At 55.0% G+C, this 15,420-nt stretch carries 9 protein-coding genes; 2 read left to right on the top strand and 7 right to left on the bottom strand.

Annotated elements, in window-relative coordinates; translation table 11 throughout:
• Window positions 1-77 precede the first annotated feature (77 nt).
• The 3 genes from F6X24_RS07460 to F6X24_RS07450 are packed head-to-tail and all read right to left on the bottom strand — an operon-like array spanning window position 78 to window position 7,335.
• The gene (locus F6X24_RS07460) at window positions 78-785 is read right to left on the bottom strand and encodes a M48 family metallopeptidase (protein ID WP_229725414.1); all 708 of its coding nucleotides are present in this window, start codon (window positions 783-785) and stop codon (window positions 78-80) included.
• Complete coding sequence (locus F6X24_RS07455; RefSeq protein ID WP_151087408.1) at window positions 763-3,954, bottom strand: type I restriction endonuclease subunit R; 3,192 nt, start codon at window positions 3,952-3,954, stop codon at window positions 763-765. Before F6X24_RS07455 ends, F6X24_RS07460 begins: the two co-directional genes overlap by 23 nt.
• A 15-nt stretch (window positions 3,955-3,969) precedes the next feature.
• Window positions 3,970-7,335: an N-6 DNA methylase gene (locus F6X24_RS07450; protein ID WP_191906496.1), complete on the bottom strand. Its 3,366-nt coding sequence runs from the start codon at window positions 7,333-7,335 to the stop codon at window positions 3,970-3,972.
• 145 nt (window positions 7,336-7,480) lie between these two features.
• On the opposite strand from F6X24_RS07450, the gene F6X24_RS07445 reads away from it, so the two are divergent.
• Both F6X24_RS07445 and F6X24_RS07440 read left to right on the top strand, forming a co-directional pair.
• Entirely contained in the window at window positions 7,481-9,694 is a 2,214-nt protein-coding gene (locus tag F6X24_RS07445; protein WP_151087407.1) for an AAA family ATPase, read from the top strand.
• Window positions 9,687-10,769, top strand: a complete 1,083-nt coding sequence (locus tag F6X24_RS07440) for a 5-methylcytosine restriction system specificity protein McrC (protein WP_151087406.1) — start codon at window positions 9,687-9,689, stop codon at window positions 10,767-10,769. Before F6X24_RS07445 ends, F6X24_RS07440 begins: the two co-directional genes overlap by 8 nt.
• A 528-nt stretch (window positions 10,770-11,297) precedes the next feature.
• Here F6X24_RS07440 and F6X24_RS07435 read toward each other — a convergent pair.
• The 4 genes from F6X24_RS07435 to F6X24_RS07420 all read right to left on the bottom strand — a co-directional run bounded on the left by F6X24_RS07435 (window position 11,298) and on the right by F6X24_RS07420 (window position 15,331).
• Entirely contained in the window at window positions 11,298-12,299 is a 1,002-nt protein-coding gene (locus F6X24_RS07435) for a DUF6731 family protein (protein ID WP_151087405.1), read from the bottom strand.
• Window positions 12,300-12,404: 105 nt separating this feature from the next.
• The gene (gene dnaB, locus F6X24_RS07430; RefSeq protein ID WP_151087404.1) at window positions 12,405-13,805 is read right to left on the bottom strand and encodes a replicative DNA helicase; all 1,401 of its coding nucleotides are present in this window, start codon (window positions 13,803-13,805) and stop codon (window positions 12,405-12,407) included.
• Between the two features lie 6 nt (window positions 13,806-13,811).
• A complete protein-coding gene (locus F6X24_RS07425; RefSeq protein WP_151087403.1) occupies window positions 13,812-14,744 on the bottom strand; it encodes a DUF1376 domain-containing protein in 933 nt (310 codons plus the stop codon).
• Window positions 14,741-15,331, bottom strand: coding sequence for a hypothetical protein (locus F6X24_RS07420; protein WP_151087402.1), 591 nt, complete (start codon window positions 15,329-15,331; stop codon window positions 14,741-14,743). The genes F6X24_RS07425 and F6X24_RS07420 overlap by 4 nt, the downstream gene beginning before the upstream one ends.
• Window positions 15,332-15,420: the final 89 nt, after the last annotated feature.

The following is a 15,420-nucleotide window of genomic DNA, read 5'->3' as shown; positions in this document are numbered from 1 at the left end:
CATTACTAATTACTTGCAGATTAAAAGCGCGGGTTTTGCGCAATAATACTTCAAGTCAAATTCCTACATTACCATCCTTATTCCAAGGAATTACCGTGCTCCTTTAGCCAGTCTTTGGCTTTTTGGTAGTGGGGCAACTGGACGGCAACGATGTTCCAGAACTGGGGAGAATGGTTGAATTCTAGTAGGTGAGCCAGTTCGTGAACGATGACGTAATCAAGGACGGATACGGGGGCCTGGATAAGGCGCCAGTTGAAGTTCAGGTTGGCGTTGGGGGTGCAGGAGCCCCAACGGTAGCGCAGGTCAGAGATTAATATTTGCTCGTATTGGACGCCGAGGGAGGCTGCAAACCGGGCTACGCGGGGTGTGATAAAGACACGGGCGCGCTCCTGAAGCCAGCGCATGACCAGGCCACCAGCACGGGGTAAGTCGGCGGTGCTCAACTGGAAATGGCGGGCATCGAAGTGCAGGCCGGGGGCGGCGGCATCGGATACCTGCAACTTGTGACGGCGGCCTAGGTACAGAATGGAAGAACCTGCTACATAAGTGCTTACTACAGCAGCTTCGGGATACTTCTGCGGGTGGGCGAGCTTGGCACGCAGCCAATGCTTTTTCTGCGCTAGAACTTGGTTTATCTGCTCGGGGGTGGTGCCGGTGGGCGCATGGACTACTAAGCGACGGTCGCGCTCGACGGTGAGGCCGAGGGTGCGACGGCGCGACGAAAAAACAACGTCGTATTCGAAGGGGGCCATCACCCCGAAGTTAGGCGTCGGAGCGGATTGCATCGGGGTTGAGGCGGGCATACTCTAGGAGGCGAGTAGTGATTTCCTTGCGCTGAGCAAAAGCGTTGGGGAAGGTGGCGCGGTGCTCAGCGGAAATAATGGTATCGGTCAACTCGGTGCGTAAGCGATTTTGCGCGGGAATATTATCCCAAAAAACGGAGAGGCTTAGCTCGGTGCGAAAGTGATGTACGAGCTGCTGAGTGAGTGTGACGAGGCCGCTAATCTGGTCTTCGGTGGGGGCATCAGCGCCGGCTCCTATTAGTTCGGAGCGCAGGATGCGGAAGGTGGGCATTTCGGAACGAGGGCGCAGGCCGTAGGTCGGCTCCTGGTCTTTGTTCTTGATTTTGTTGCGCAGCGCTTCAAGCAGGCGGTAGATTTCTTCCCAATTGTCAGCGTTAGCCTGGAGAATCTGGTTTAGGGCTTCGGCAAAGGAGGCGTACAATACGGGGTCTTCGCTGAGGCTGATATCGATATGGTGGCGGATGGCATGCTCAATACCGGCGGCTTTTGCCTTGGTAGTTCTGAGTTGCGCAAACTGCTGTTCAAATCCCTCGTCGGTGATACTGAGGGGTTCTACTTTGGTAGTTACTCCTAGTGAGGTGAGGTATTCGTCGACAATGGCGCGAAGCTTTTCGGGGATACCGCGCAGGCTCATGCGCTGGTCTTGGAAGTGGCGGCCGGCCATGACGTTGATGGCGGCTAACTCCTCGAAAGCTGGCTTGTAGTCGAGAGCTTCTTTGTGTGGGTACAGCGCATTAAGGGCACTGCTGAACTTTTGGAAAGCAGTGGTGAACTCAAAACGCAGGTCTTCATCATAGAAGAGGTCGTAGAAAGCGTCGAGGTCAGTGAGGTCGGTTAGGCCGGCGTGGTCGAGGAGGTCAAGCACCTCTTGATGGGCTATTTTGAGGTCAGCTAACTCTTGGTCGAGGGTGCTGAGATTTTCAATAATGTCCTGCTTTTCGCGCTCATCGTAGGTTTCGAGGGCATCGTTGAGGTGGTGACCCAGGCCAACGTAATCCACGATGAAGCCGTTGACTTTATCGGCGCTGTGGACCCGGTTGACGCGGGCGATGGTTTGCAGCAGGTTGTGGGCTTTGATGACGCGGTCGAGGTAAAGAACTTGCTCGATGGGCGCGTCGAAGCCGGTGAGGAGCATGTTATTGACGATGAGCAGGCCAATATTAGCATCGGCCTCCGGGTCGGGGTTGGCTCCTGAGTCGGGAAATGGCTTCTTGAAACCAGCTACTGCGGCTTTTTGTGGAGCCTTGGCAGTGTGGGCCTTGATGCGAGGCGGCTCGTTGTGGTCGCCAGCAGAGATGACAACGGCGGCTCGCAGGGCACGCAGCCGGTCGAGGGGGACATTCGTAGGGTTATCGGCTTCCAATTCGGCCACGAGAATGGGCAGCTCTTCTTGAATGGCCTCGTAGTAGCGGATGGCGGCCTCGCGAGAGGTGGCTACTAGCTGGCCTTTGAAGCCGCTGGGCAGAACCTGCGTGGCGAAATGGCGCAGCATGTCGCGGGCTTTGGCTCGGATGACGGGAATCGCCTCGAGGTAGGCTTGGCGGGTGGCATAGCCAAGGATGTGCAGCTTCTCTCCTAGCTCATATTCCGAAAATACATCGGCAAACTTGCCTTCGGCAGCGGCCTGGTCGGTGAGCTGGGCTTCGTGAGTGCGGCCCTCGTACACGATGCGCAGGGTAGTGCCGTCCAATATGGACTGGCGCATGGTATACTTGTCGATGTAGTGCTGGTACTTGTGGTCAGTTTTTTCGGTGGGGGTGCCGGTGAAGCCTACCCATGTGGCATTGGGTAGAGCGCGGTCGAGGTTGGCACCGAGGCTTTTGAACTGGGAACGGTGAGCCTCATCGGTGAGGATAAGGATGTGAGAATCGGTGTTGAGGATGGGGAAAATGGCTTGCTGCTCGGTCTCCTGAAACTTCTGAATCATGGCCATGACCACGTCGGAAGAAGAGACTGTCAGCATTTCCTGCAACTCGCGCACGCTGTTGGCCACCTCGACGGGGTAGCCGAGGACGGTGCTGGTACCGTGCAGCTGGTCTTCGAGGTCGGTGCGGTCGGTAACAAAGACAATTTTGTGGCCACGTAGGGCGGCCTCCTGGCGGTATAGCTCGCGGACCAGGAACATCATGGTGAGCGACTTGCCGGAGCCCTGGGTGTGCCAGATGAGGCCGCCGCGCTGGGCGGAAGTGTTGCCGGTGCGGAGGCGCTTGATGGTTTCCTGCACGGCGCGGTACTGCTGATAGCGGGCCACTACCTTGACCATCTGGCCCCGGTCGTCGGTCTGGTATATGCTAAATGAGCGCAGGATGCGCAGTAGGTGAGCGGGCATGAGTAGGCCATGCGTTAGGCGCTCCTGCTGGTTGGGGGGGCCGGCTACTCCTTCGTGGGGCACGTCATCGAGCGCTACGGGGTATGGGTCGGTCCAGCCGTGAAAGTGCTTGCGCAGGCTGGTAGTGATGGTACCAAATACGGCCTCGGTGCGGCAGGTAGCGACAATCAGCAGGTTGAACAGAAACAGGTCGGGGTTGCCTTCGCCCTGGTAGCCGCGCTGGCCGGCGTAGCGGAGCATCTGCTTGATGGCGTCATCAATCGGCTCCTGCACTTTGGGCGACTTGCATTCGATAACGACTAGGGCTAGGCCGTTGACGAACAAGACAATGTCAGGGCGAATATGCTCGGCGGTGGCGGAACCGGGGACGCGGACCTTAAACTGACAAACAGCGTGGAACTGGTTGAGGCCACGGCGGTCGTGGCCGTAGTCGAGGCCATCGAAGTCGAGAAGGCGGACGGTGGGGCTTTTGGCCCCAGTCTGGCGGTTTTCGCTGACCACGATACCGTCGAGTAAACGCTGCTGGGCAGTTTGGTTATTTTGGATGAGGCTGGCTGAGGGGAAGCGCAGCAGTTCGCTGATTACCTGGTCGAGCTGGTCGGGGGCAAGCCAGGGGTTGAGGTCCTGAATGCTGTCGCGCAGGACGCCAGGCAGGTGGGTTTGCCGAAAGTCGGCGTTGCGGCCGGTAGCAGCGTAGTCGTTCCCAATGTTAACATCAAGGTCAATGACCGTGTAGCCGATGCTGGCTAGGTGCCGGAGCAAGGGTAGCTCGACGTGGTGGCGCTCATCAAATTTGTGGGTAGGGTTAGGAACGGCGGGCATGGCGGCGGCAGGAGCTTAAGCTTCAGAGAAAACAGAATTAAGGTTGCTCGTTAGAACACGACCAATTAGAAGGTCTTGCTTGAGTCCTGTTTTAATGCGGCGAAGCTTATCAAGTCGCATAGTTTGCTGCTGAATTAGTTGTTCCTCTAAATCTAAGACATAGCCAATTTTGATTTGTTCTTCAATCTTAGGGCACGCAAATTCGATATCAAGAATTTGATAAGAAGAGATATGCTTAACAGTGGTTGCACCTGTCTTAGCTTCAATCTTTTTGAGGTGGCCTGCAATAAAATGAAATAAGAAAGAATCATCAATTTTATTTACTATTGGCACCAGCTTACAAACTCGCTGATTCAGTAGTGCTGGTCCACCTTGCCAACGACGGCAATTAAACTCCCCGTCCATACCGATAAGCATATCATTCTTATTTACCACATACTGCGGCTTGTAATTTCCCGCATACTTTTCGGTTGTAGTTAAAGAATCTAAATCCCGAATACGGATTAAGGGCATTCCTTCTCCTTGTGTAAACAGTTTGCTGTCAAATGCAAACCCATTCAATATACCACAAACCTGACTCAATTTTTTTACGTCCCAATCTGCCGGAATACGACCTATGTGCGAATCTTTAAATTCATCAGATTCTCTGTTGCGCAAGTGCTCATAGGTATCACCGAGAAAGTTTAGTGTAATCAGAGCATTACTTATTTCTAGCTCAAGCTGTTTATTTCTTGCTTCAATACTATTTAAGCTTACCCCATACTTATCCCACAGTTTCTCTAGTCCAGCCAATAGGGCACGGCGTTCGGCCTGAAGGTAGCGGGTTAGCTCGCGGTTGATAAAGTGATGGTGCTTGCGCAGAATCAACTCCTGGGCTTGGGCTTCGGTGATAGGGCCGCCGATGCCAGCAAGGCGGCTAGCGGCTGTAGTCAGAAGCTTAGTAGTAAAGGCAATAACTTCGTCGGTCTTGACGAGGTCTTTTTTGAGAGGGGTAGCGGCCTTTGCGGCGTCGGCTCCGCGCTTGGTGGCGGCTTTTAGTTTGTCCTCGAACGTAGTGCCAGCTACGTTGTGCTGAGTGAAGAGAGCAAGCAGCACCTGGCGCAGGCCCTGGCGATGTTGCTGGGAGATGACTAGCTCGGCCTCGGTAGTAACGGCGTCGAAGCCGTAAAGCTTGAGTTGAATTAACTCATCGAGGTCGAGGCGCTGAGCCGTGGCTTGGTCTCGGAGCAACTTGATGCGGGCCTCGGTTTGCTTAAGGTTAAGGAGTATGGTTTTAATAGCTAACGCTTTTGGGTCCTTAGTACTAGTAGCAAAGTCACGTAGCTGTTCGGTAAGATAATCGCGCACTGACTTTACAGTTAGCTCCTCGTCTTCGCTCAACTCATAGCCAGAATTCCCTAACAGCTCATCGAGGGTAGTTTGGGCAGTGGCGAGTTCGTCGGCTAATATAGCCAAATGCGCTTTTTCGGCTTGAAAAAATTCCTCCTCGATATAGCTAGCCGGAATCAACGAGGGACTCCAGCCAGCAGCAGTGATAGTTTTCAGGTCGTAGCGAATGCCCTGCCACCAGTTAGCGAATACGCCTGCCAACTGGAATGAGGTGAGAATGCGGGCCGGCGCAAGGTGGTGGCTCAGAGAATTGAGAAGGTGCTGGCGAATAGGCGCTAGGCGCTGGGGCTGGCGCTCTAGGCTAGCGAAATCATTACGGGCCTCTTCCCACCAGCTTTCTACTTCGCTCAACTGCTGAGTCAGGGTAGCCACGAGGCCAGGGTCGGCGTCGAGGGTAGCACGTAGTTGAGGGCGAGTTACAAGAGTAGGAGTGAAATCGAGATAGGCCGGGTCTTCAGGACGAGGCTGGACAAAGGCGTTGATGTTGGCCTTGAACACTTCGGCGCGGGGGCGTAGGGCATCTACTTCGGGAGCGGGCAGACCACCAAGAAGGTGTGCCCGAACATCCTCGGGTTCGGGCAGAGGTGTATTGTCGACATAGCTCCGAATATTGAGATTATAATCGTTTTCTTCTATCTCTTGCAAGGTTACCCAACGCGAGTAATTGAATACTTCCTGGTGGTTGGCAAACACTGTAACTATTTTCTCAACATCCTCAGGGCGGAGGAAATTTTGAGCTTTGCCTTCGCGGTACTCAGCGTCTGCATTAATGAATAGAACTTGGTCGAGACGGTCCTCAGGCTTATTATGCTGGCCCAAAATCAGAATGCAGGCCTCAATGGTGGTGCTATAGAATAGACCTGGAGGTAGAGCGATGATAGCGTGGAGTTGGCGGCGAGCTAATAATTCCTTGCGAATGTTACGTTCAGCCGCACCGCGAAACAGTACGCCGTGGGGCATAACGGTGGCCACCATACCGGTAGGGCTCATGCTAGCCAACATATGCTGGACAAACATGAGGTCGGCCTTTTTGCCGGTTTCGGGCGTGAAATGCTGAAATCGGCTTTTGAACTGCATCCCCTCCAAGGAATAGGTTTGGGAAAAGGGCGGGTTGGCCAGGATGCGGTCAAACTGCTGGAGGCGGCCCTGGCCGTCGAGCAGCAGGGGGTTCTGGATAGTGTCGCCGTTTTCGATGTTGGCATCGCGCACGTCGTGCAGCAGCATGTTCATGACACAGATACTCCACACGGTACCATTCTTCTCCTGGCCAAAAAGGCGTAGCGAGCGGGGGTTGTGGCCTTGCTCCTCGATGTATTGGCGAGACTGGATGAGCATGCCACCGGAGCCCACGGTGGGGTCGTAGACACTCATACCGGGCTGCGGAGCAGCGAGGCGCACCATGAGGCCCACTACCTGAGCGGGGGTGTAGAATTCGCCGGCCTTCTTACCAGCTGAATCGGCAAATTCTTTAATGAGGTATTCGTAGGCAGCTCCGAGCAGGTCGGGGAATTCAAAGTTGTCGTTGGTGAGGCGGATTTTGCTGAAGTGCGTGAGCAGGCTCACCCAAGTGCCGTCGGAGATGCGCGCCTGGCCTTTGCCACGCGTGGCATTGAAGTCAATATTACCTTCCAGCACTTTGTCGAGCTGAGGGTTGGCTTTTTCGAGGGCGGCAATGGCTTCGTTGAGCTTCTGGCCAACGCCCGTTTTGAGGTCTTTCAGGTTTTCCCAGCGAGCAGCAGGCGGCACAAAAAAAGTGTCGCCGTAGGCAGCTTCGTCTTCGAGGTATTCGGTTAATTCTTCGGGGCTAAGGTGGCTGTGCTTGGCACGAATAGCCGCGCGCTGCTGGTCGAATTCGTCGGAGAGGCGCTTGAGGAACAGCATTCCGAAGATGAATTCTTTGAATTCGGAAGCGTCCATGTTGCTGCGCAGGTCGTCGGCAGCGCGGTAAAGAAAGCGTTCGAGTTGGGCAAGGGAAATCTTAGCGGTGGGCATGAAGCGGGGTAGTATAAACTATACAATGATAAGGCTTCTGGAAGGGTGCAGCAAGGAAAATGGAGCTGGTTACTAACAACAGACATGTAGTGAATGGAGTAGCATTACCTTGCAAATCCTAGCTTAAATTCCTGTATTCTGCCCTATGCCAACGCTTACCGAAACGCTTGCTCCATGGATTGAAGACTACCAGCTACAACTACCCCGCTGGACCCAAGAAGAACTATATAAATGGCGGGCGGTGAAGGTCTTTCAAGATAACTGGGACTTGGAAGCCATGGATTTCCCGGCTATGCTGCGGCAAAGTTTGGCGGCGACAGCCAACTTGCTCACGTCGTCGATGTACTACGCCCGGTTAATGATAGAGCGCTTTGCTGACCAGCGGCCGGAGGATGTACGAGCGGCTTTTCGGCATTTGTTTGATGAGGAACTGCCGCTTTTAACGAGGCTAGAACAGTTTAGAAGTTCGGCTGAGGTATGGCGGCAGGAATTGACCACCCCAGCCAACAGCAGCTATCAGCATCAGCGGGCACTGCTGGCTTATTTGACTTTGCATTACCCAGAGCGCTACTACTTGTATAAGGCAGAGATGTACAAGAACTTTGCGGCACTAGTTGCGGCCCCATTTGACAACCGACACAAGGCAGCTGTTACACGGGTGCAGGACTACCTAGCACTGGCTGAGCAAGTACGGGAAGTGCTAGCCCAAGCGCCGGCACTATTGGCGGCGCACCAAGCACGTCTCACTCCAGAATGCTACCCTGATACCGCGCTGCATCTGCTGACGCAGGATTTTATTTACTGCACGGTGCGGGCCAGCGCGGAAGCCGCGCAGGAAGAAGCAGCCGAGACGGGCAACGGTGATGCAGATGATGAAGAGTACCCTAGCGACGAAGCGGATGGTACTACTGATGGTGAGGGCGGTGCTACTGAGATTCCAAGGGTGAAACCACACTGGTGGGCGATAGGAGCAGGCGAGGACGGCTACCTGTGGGAAGACTGGAAGAAGGAAGGTATCATGTCCGTGGGCTGGGACTTTATGGGAAATTTGCAGGGCTACCCTTCGAAGGAAGCTATGCGCCAGCGTTTATTGGAGGACAACGCAGATACGAAACGGAATAACGATGCGCTGGCCTGCTGGGAGTTTTGCCAGGCTATCCGGCCCGGTGACATCGTAGTAGCCAAGCAGGGCAAAACAAGAATACTGGGCTTAGGACGCGTTACTGGGGCCTATGAATACGATGAGGAAAGGGACGAGTTCCTGCACGTGCGGCAAGTATCGTGGCTGCTAGAAGGCCCGTGGATACGAACTGCCGACGTGGCGTTTACAACGAAGACGCTCACCGATATTACGGGTTATCACCTGACGCAAGCCATAGAGTTAGAATTGGAAACACCGACGCAGCTGCACCGCATTCCGGCTAAGGAGTCGGGTGAGGGCAAGAAGAAAAAGCCAATTGGGCTTCCTCCCTACACTTTTGCACAAGCGTCGGCTGACTTATTTATGCCCGATGAGGCGCTGGCCGGGCTGCTCAACAGCTTGAAGCGCAAAATGAACCTCGTTTTGCAGGGACCTCCTGGGGTAGGTAAGTCGTTTGTAGCGAAGCGGCTAGCGCACTTACTACTAGGTGAAGCCGACGACACGCGGGTGGAAATGGTGCAGTTCCATCCATCGTACAGCTACGAAGATTTTATAATGGGCTACCGAGCTTCGGGTACTGGTTTTGTGCGCGAAGCAGGGGTATTTTTGAAATTTGTCCGCGATGTGGTTTTGGTAAATCCAGAAAAAAACTACGTGTTTATCATCGATGAGATGAATCGGGCTAACCTGGGCAAAGTACTGGGTGAGTGTATGCTACTTCTGGAAAGCGACAAAAGAGGACCCGAACACAAAGTAATGCTGCCTTACGGGGGTGAGTACATGTATCTACCTGATAACCTGTATCTGATAGGCACAATGAATACGGCCGACCGGTCATTGGCATTGGTGGACTTCGCGTTAAGGCGGCGGTTTGCCTTCAAGCGATTGCAACCAGAACTGGGGGAGCGGTTTATTAGCTACCTGACGGAGAAATACGGCCTAACAGCGGTCTTCGTGACGCAGTTGACGGATGCTGTGGGGCGGCTTAACGCACAGGTAGCGGGAGACCGGACCTTAGGGGCTGACTTCTTGATTGGACACAGCTATTTCAGTGGGGGGCCACAGGAAACAGAAAGCCCCGAAGCATGGTATGAGCGAGTACTGGAAGATGAAATAGGGCCACAACTGGAAGAATACTGGATAGAGAACCCCAGCTTGGCGCAAGAGGCGCGGAAGCTGCTAGACCTAGCACCAGTGATGGTCAGCGAAAATGAATAGCCCGGCGCAACCGCTGGCGACTTACAGCCCTATCCGGGTCGAAAACCTATACTACCTTCTCAGCTATGCGTGGGGGTTGCTGCCGGTAGAAGCGCCGGAAAGCCGCGGGACGGAAACTCCGCCGGAAACCTTACTGGAGCTTCTGGCTGTGCTGCTGCGTGACCGACTTGAACAGCTGGTGAAGCGGGGGTTGGACCAAGACTATCGAACGGAGGAAACGCTGACGGCTATGCCTCGGGGGAAGCTGCTACTGGGCCGCTCGATGAGAGAGTTGACGCTGCCCCGAGCCAGATTGTGGTGCGAAACCGACCACCGGACGGTGGACACGACTCTAAACCGGCTGGTGAAAGCAGCCGCGCAGCGGCTTGCCGAGGAAGAAGCCGTCAGCATGGCCATTCGAGAAGAACTACGGTGGCACCTGCGCTCTTTTAGGGGCGTGCAGGAAGTGCCATTGCTGGCCCCGAAGCTTGGCACAGTCCGGGTGTACCGGCACACGGCACGGTATGGGATGGCGGTGCACATCAGCCAACTTGTGCGACACCTAGCACTACCTACACAGGAGGCGGGCACGGTACTAGTGCCGGATGTATGGCGGGATGAGCGAAAGATGGCCCAACTATTCGAGCAATTTGTTAGGAACTTCTATGATTTCCACCTGCGAGGAAAAGCAAAGGTGTGGGCCAAAGCATTTCGATGGAATCTAGTGGCAGAGGATGACCAAGCAAAGAAGCACCTGCCCCGAATGAAAACGGATGTGGTCATTGAGTACTTGGATAAAAAGCGAATTGCACTACTGGAATGCAAATTCTACCCACAGGCGCTAGCGGCTGAGCATTATGGAAGCCGGCGAGTGAGGTCTAGCCACTTATACCAGCTGTTTGCCTATCAGCAGCATTTAAAGGGGCAGTTTCCGGGTCGAGAGCTACGCTCGGTACTGCTATATCCAGTTGGTGACGAGTCGTTATTACTGCGCTACCAGCTGGAGGGAGAGCCGGTACGAGTGTACACGCTGAATCTTAATCAAGCGTGGCAGGACATACACAAGGATATGCTGTCTTTATTAGAAACTATTTAGCGCAAGGAAAACACCATAACTCTCAGGAGTTATTCAATGGATTAGCATCCAACGTGAGTACATTAAATAACACGTATAGGCAGCGCGATAAAGAGAGTATAATTACTGTAAGCACTGCGGCAGCTAGTAACAAGTTGTGCCGAGGTGAAAACATGTCAGTGATAAACATAGCGGCGTGCATTATTGCAAATGCAGCGACTAGCTCTATTATCGCGAATTGGAACACATGTACAATTCGGCCATAATTATCACTGTTGAATAACAGCTCCATACCGTTTACAGATTCATCTACTTTCTTGGCTTGAATATTAGCCTTGAAAGTGACTATAATAGTGAGTGCAGCTATGATGAAACCCGCTAGCGAAACTGCAGTACTTGCTAAGCTACTCTGAATACCGTTCAAGTTGTCGGAAGCAATTGGCAACCTGCCTGCATAATAATGAAGACCCAAAAATATTAATAGGCAAACAATTGCATCACTGATAAGCGGATGCGCCAAATACGAATCTACTATTCGAAAAATTATTCTCATATTATCCTACGCTTCTGCATCGAGTCAACCATTTTGCCAAACATGTCGAGGGAGTTTAGCACACGGGATTTAGCCCTTTTCTCCACGCTAATACGGTCTTTGATGTCATCTTTTAATAAGTCAAATACTTGTAAGGTGCCCCTAGAATCAGAATCTTTAGCGCGAACCTTGAACGTTTCAAAGTCTTTTCTACGCAACGGATTACGAGTCCATTCATTAATAATATCCTTAACAAAAGCCATCGCCGAATTCAGCTGATTTGCGCTGCTTAAATCAAAGTCTGGACGAAATACTAATCTATTACAGTTGAAAAAATCTTTAGACACTGACATTGAGGTAGCCAAGCCAGGACTGTATTTCTGAATTTGACCAATACTATCGGAGGGGACGCATATCTCCAATGATTTTAAGGCATCAACTCGTCGCTGAAAATCTTTGAGTGAGTCTTCGGTGAGGAGGGGCTTGAGTACTACTGCTAGTAAGCCAGCGCTGGCCCCTACGTGTTCCAAGTACTCCGCTAGCTCATGCGCCTTTGCACCGGCAACGTTATATTCTACTGCTATTCGCCGACGGTTTTTCTTGTAGTCGATGACGAAATGAGTAGTTTCAACAATACCTTCATCTTCTGCCATTTCAATATCTCGGGCCTCATCAGTGGCCATGTTCAGAATTTCAGGGGAAATATCAATGCGAACAGCTCTGAGTTTACCGTGAATTTGCTTTTCTGCGGGCACGAAGCGGATGCCTTGAATAAACAACTTTTTGTCAACACTTTTGAAGTACCGATTCTCTGCCCGGTCTTCCGACATTTTAATGATTTGGCGGAATAGCTCAACGAAATGCTCCTGTGGCAGGGAGTCATCTTTGAAGCTGAAAGTGATGTCGTAGTAGTGAACTGTTCGGTCGCAGTGGGCTATCCGGGGAGGGGAGGCTTGGGGTTGGGCTAGAGAAGCTAAGGCCTTGGCCGTAAGTTTTTTTGTTTTCTTAGGAGTGTCCACTGAGCAGATGTTATATATTGGGCCCAAGGTAGAAACAAGGTCAACAATGATTGCTGTTTTAGCAAAGCAAAGCTTCAGTCTGATTCCAATAGTACTTCTATTTAACTAGTTGCTCTTCAGGTTTTGAAACAGGCCCCGGCGCATGGAGCAGGCGGCGATAACCTCGTCGGTGGCGCCGTTGCGGTGCTTGGCCACGTCTAAGAGGATGGTGTCGGTGGTGGAGGTGCCGTCTTCGTACTCGGCGATGTTGTAGTACTCGCCACGCCAGAGGAAGATGATGCAGTCGGCATCCTGCTCGATGCTGCCGGACTCGCGTAGGTCGGAGAGTAGGGGGCGCTTCTCCCCTCCCCTCTTTTCCACGTCGCGGCTCAGCTGGGAGAGGGCAATGACGGGGGCGTTGAGCTCTTTGGCCAGCTCCTTGAGGCCACGGCTGATGCTGGCAATCTCCTGCTCGCGGTTGCCTTTCGTGTCGCCGCGCATGAGCTGGATGTAGTCGACCAGGACCAGGCCCAGGGGGTGCTGCGCGTGGAGGCGGGCGCACTTGGCGCGCAGCTGCTGGATGGTGAGGCCATGCGTGTCGTCGATATGCAGGCGGTGGCCGTGGGTACGCAGGCGCTGGGCCTGCTCCTGGATGTGGGCTACCTGGTCGAGGCCGCCGGGTAGGTTGCCGCGGCGCAGGTCGGAGTTGGAGTAGCCGGGCACCTCGCTGGCTACCAGGCGCTGCATGAGCTGCAGGGTGGGCATTTCGAGGCTGAAGACTACGGTGTGCTGCTGGTGGTCGAGGGCAGCGGTGCGGGCGAAGTGTAGCAGAGCGGCGGTTTTGCCCATGCCGGGCCGAGCGGCCAGAATGATGAGGTCGGCGGGCTGCCAGCCGCCGGTGAGGCCGTCGAGCTGGGTGAGGCCAGTAGGGATGCCAGTGAGGCCCTTTTGCTGCACGGCCTGGGCCAGGCGGTCGAACGCAGCCTGGAAAGCGGCCGCGGCGGTTTGGGCGGGTTTGGTTTCGAAGGCTTGGTGCAGGCCGGTGAGTTGGGCTTGGGCATCGGCCAGCAGCTGCAAAGGGTCGCGGGTATCGTCGTAGCCGCGAGCGGCGAGCTCGGAGCCAGCGCGGATGACGACGCGGCGGGCGTGCTGCTCCTGCAGAATCCTGCAGTGGGTTTCGAGGTGGGCGGCGGAGTTGATTTTGTTGGTCAGGCCCGCTACGAAGGCTACGCCGCCGGTGCGCCCCAGGGTGCCGCAGTGGCGTAGCTGGGCCACGACGGTGAGCATATCGGCGTGCTGGCCAGCTTGCACCAGGTCGCGGATGGCCAGGTACACTTGCTGGTGAGCGGGTAGGTAGAAAGCCTGTTCGTCGGGGAGCGTGGCCAACAGGGTACGCTGAGCATCGGCTTCGAGCAGGGCGGCGCCGAGGACGGCGGCTTCGAGGTCGAGGGCTTGGGGGGGTAAGTGGCTGGGCCGAGGCGGCGTAGGCACGGCACCGCGGCGGGTAGAGGGGGTAGAAGACAACATAATGAGTTAGCTCCAGCGAGTGGGGTCAGTGGGTTTGGGGGCGGTGCGGGCGCGGGTCGGTGGGGCGGCTGCCGGGCTTCCGGGGGCCGCGAGGAATTGGGGACGGCGGCGCATCCAGCCACGGAAAGCGGCCTGCCAGTCTATCATGGGAGTTTTGCCGCCGACGCGCCAGCCATTGCTAGCGAAGTAGTCGAAGAAGGCAGTGGCCTCGGCCGGGGCGTCGAGGCTGGTGGGGTACTGGCTGGCGGCGTAGGCGCGCACCTCTTCGGGGGTGGGTCGCCGGGGGACCTCACCCCCGGCCCCTCTCCCAAGGAGAGGGGAGCCAGACGACTTCTTTTTAGCAATGGGAGTGGGTAGGGCGGCCTCGGCCGCCTCTCCCTCTGAACGTAGTGAAGAGGTAGTAGAAAGTGAAGATGAAAGGTTGCTCTTCTGTTGGCCTTTTTGGGAACGAGTGTTGGCTTTTGGGACAACAGGTGTTAGCTCATTTTCAACAGCTGTTAAAAGGGGGGTGATTGGGGCTAGCGGTGTGGTGCTCTCAGTCAACAGTTGTTGAACAGGTGTTGCTTGCTGCTCAACACCTGTTGCATTAGCTGCCCGCTTCTGAGCAGAGGCCTTGCCGGCGCGTGATTTTAGCTCGCGGTACTCTAGCTGCTTAGCCGCCTCGGCGCGGAGGCGTGGGTTGTAGCGTAAGGTATCGTCTTGGGGATTGACGGGGAACTTGCTTAGCAGCAGCTTGCGGCTGGTGGCCCACTGGTCGGCGGAGAGGCGCGCGGTGCGGCGGAGGCGGTCTTCGTCGTTGGGCAGGAAGCCGGGCCGGTCGGACTGCCAGGAGTTGAACAGCAGCAGGCAATATGCGCCCACCTCATGGGCTTCCATGAGCTGCACGTCGGGCGAGCTTAGGAAATCGCCGGTGTAGAGGAGGAACGCGGGCGCCTTCATGCCATTGGGCGCATGGGCACCACTATGAATTCTTCGCGGCTGGACTTAGGATACTCAAATAGGTCGAGCTGGCGATAGTCGGTGCACTTGCCGCGCAGAGCCGCTTCTACTTCAGTGAGAGCGGTTTGCACATCAGCTTCTAGTAGACCGGTATAGGGGTAGGCACTGTGCTCGTCTTCGAAAAGCAGGTAGGAAGTAGTCAGGTTCAGCACCCGGCCGCCGGTCAGCTCGCGCTGGCCGACCAGGGTGACGCCAGCCTGATTTTTACCCAGTGAGAAGCCGGTGACGGTGAAGGCGGCGAAGCGGGCGGGTAGCTCCTCCCCGGCGCCAGGCCAGTAGTCGGCATCTTCGGTTAGCTGCTCGGTGAGCAGGCAGAGGTGGGGCACCAGACGGCTGAAGGTGTGGAGCAGGTCGGGGTGCACCTGCTCTTGGCAGATGAGCGCGAAGCTTCGCGCGGGAGCATCCTCACTGCGCTGCTCGGTGAACTCGCAGGCGAGGTGCTGGTCTTTGAGCCGGGCTTTCTGCACGGCGATAATGGACCGGTTTTCGGGGCTGTCAGGGCCAACAATAAGCAATAGCTGGGGCATGGGGTAAGAGGATAGTGGAAATGGTGAATGTTAGGTTGGTGATATGCTGCGCGGGTGGTGAAACTTCACCTCCAGCCCCGGTTCGCTTT

It is taken from the genome of Hymenobacter baengnokdamensis, from assembly GCF_008728635.1.
Lineage (GTDB): Bacteria > Bacteroidota > Bacteroidia > Cytophagales > Hymenobacteraceae > Hymenobacter > Hymenobacter baengnokdamensis.
Note: the sequence above shows the minus strand (reverse complement) of the source record. Positions and strands in the feature narration are given on the sequence as shown.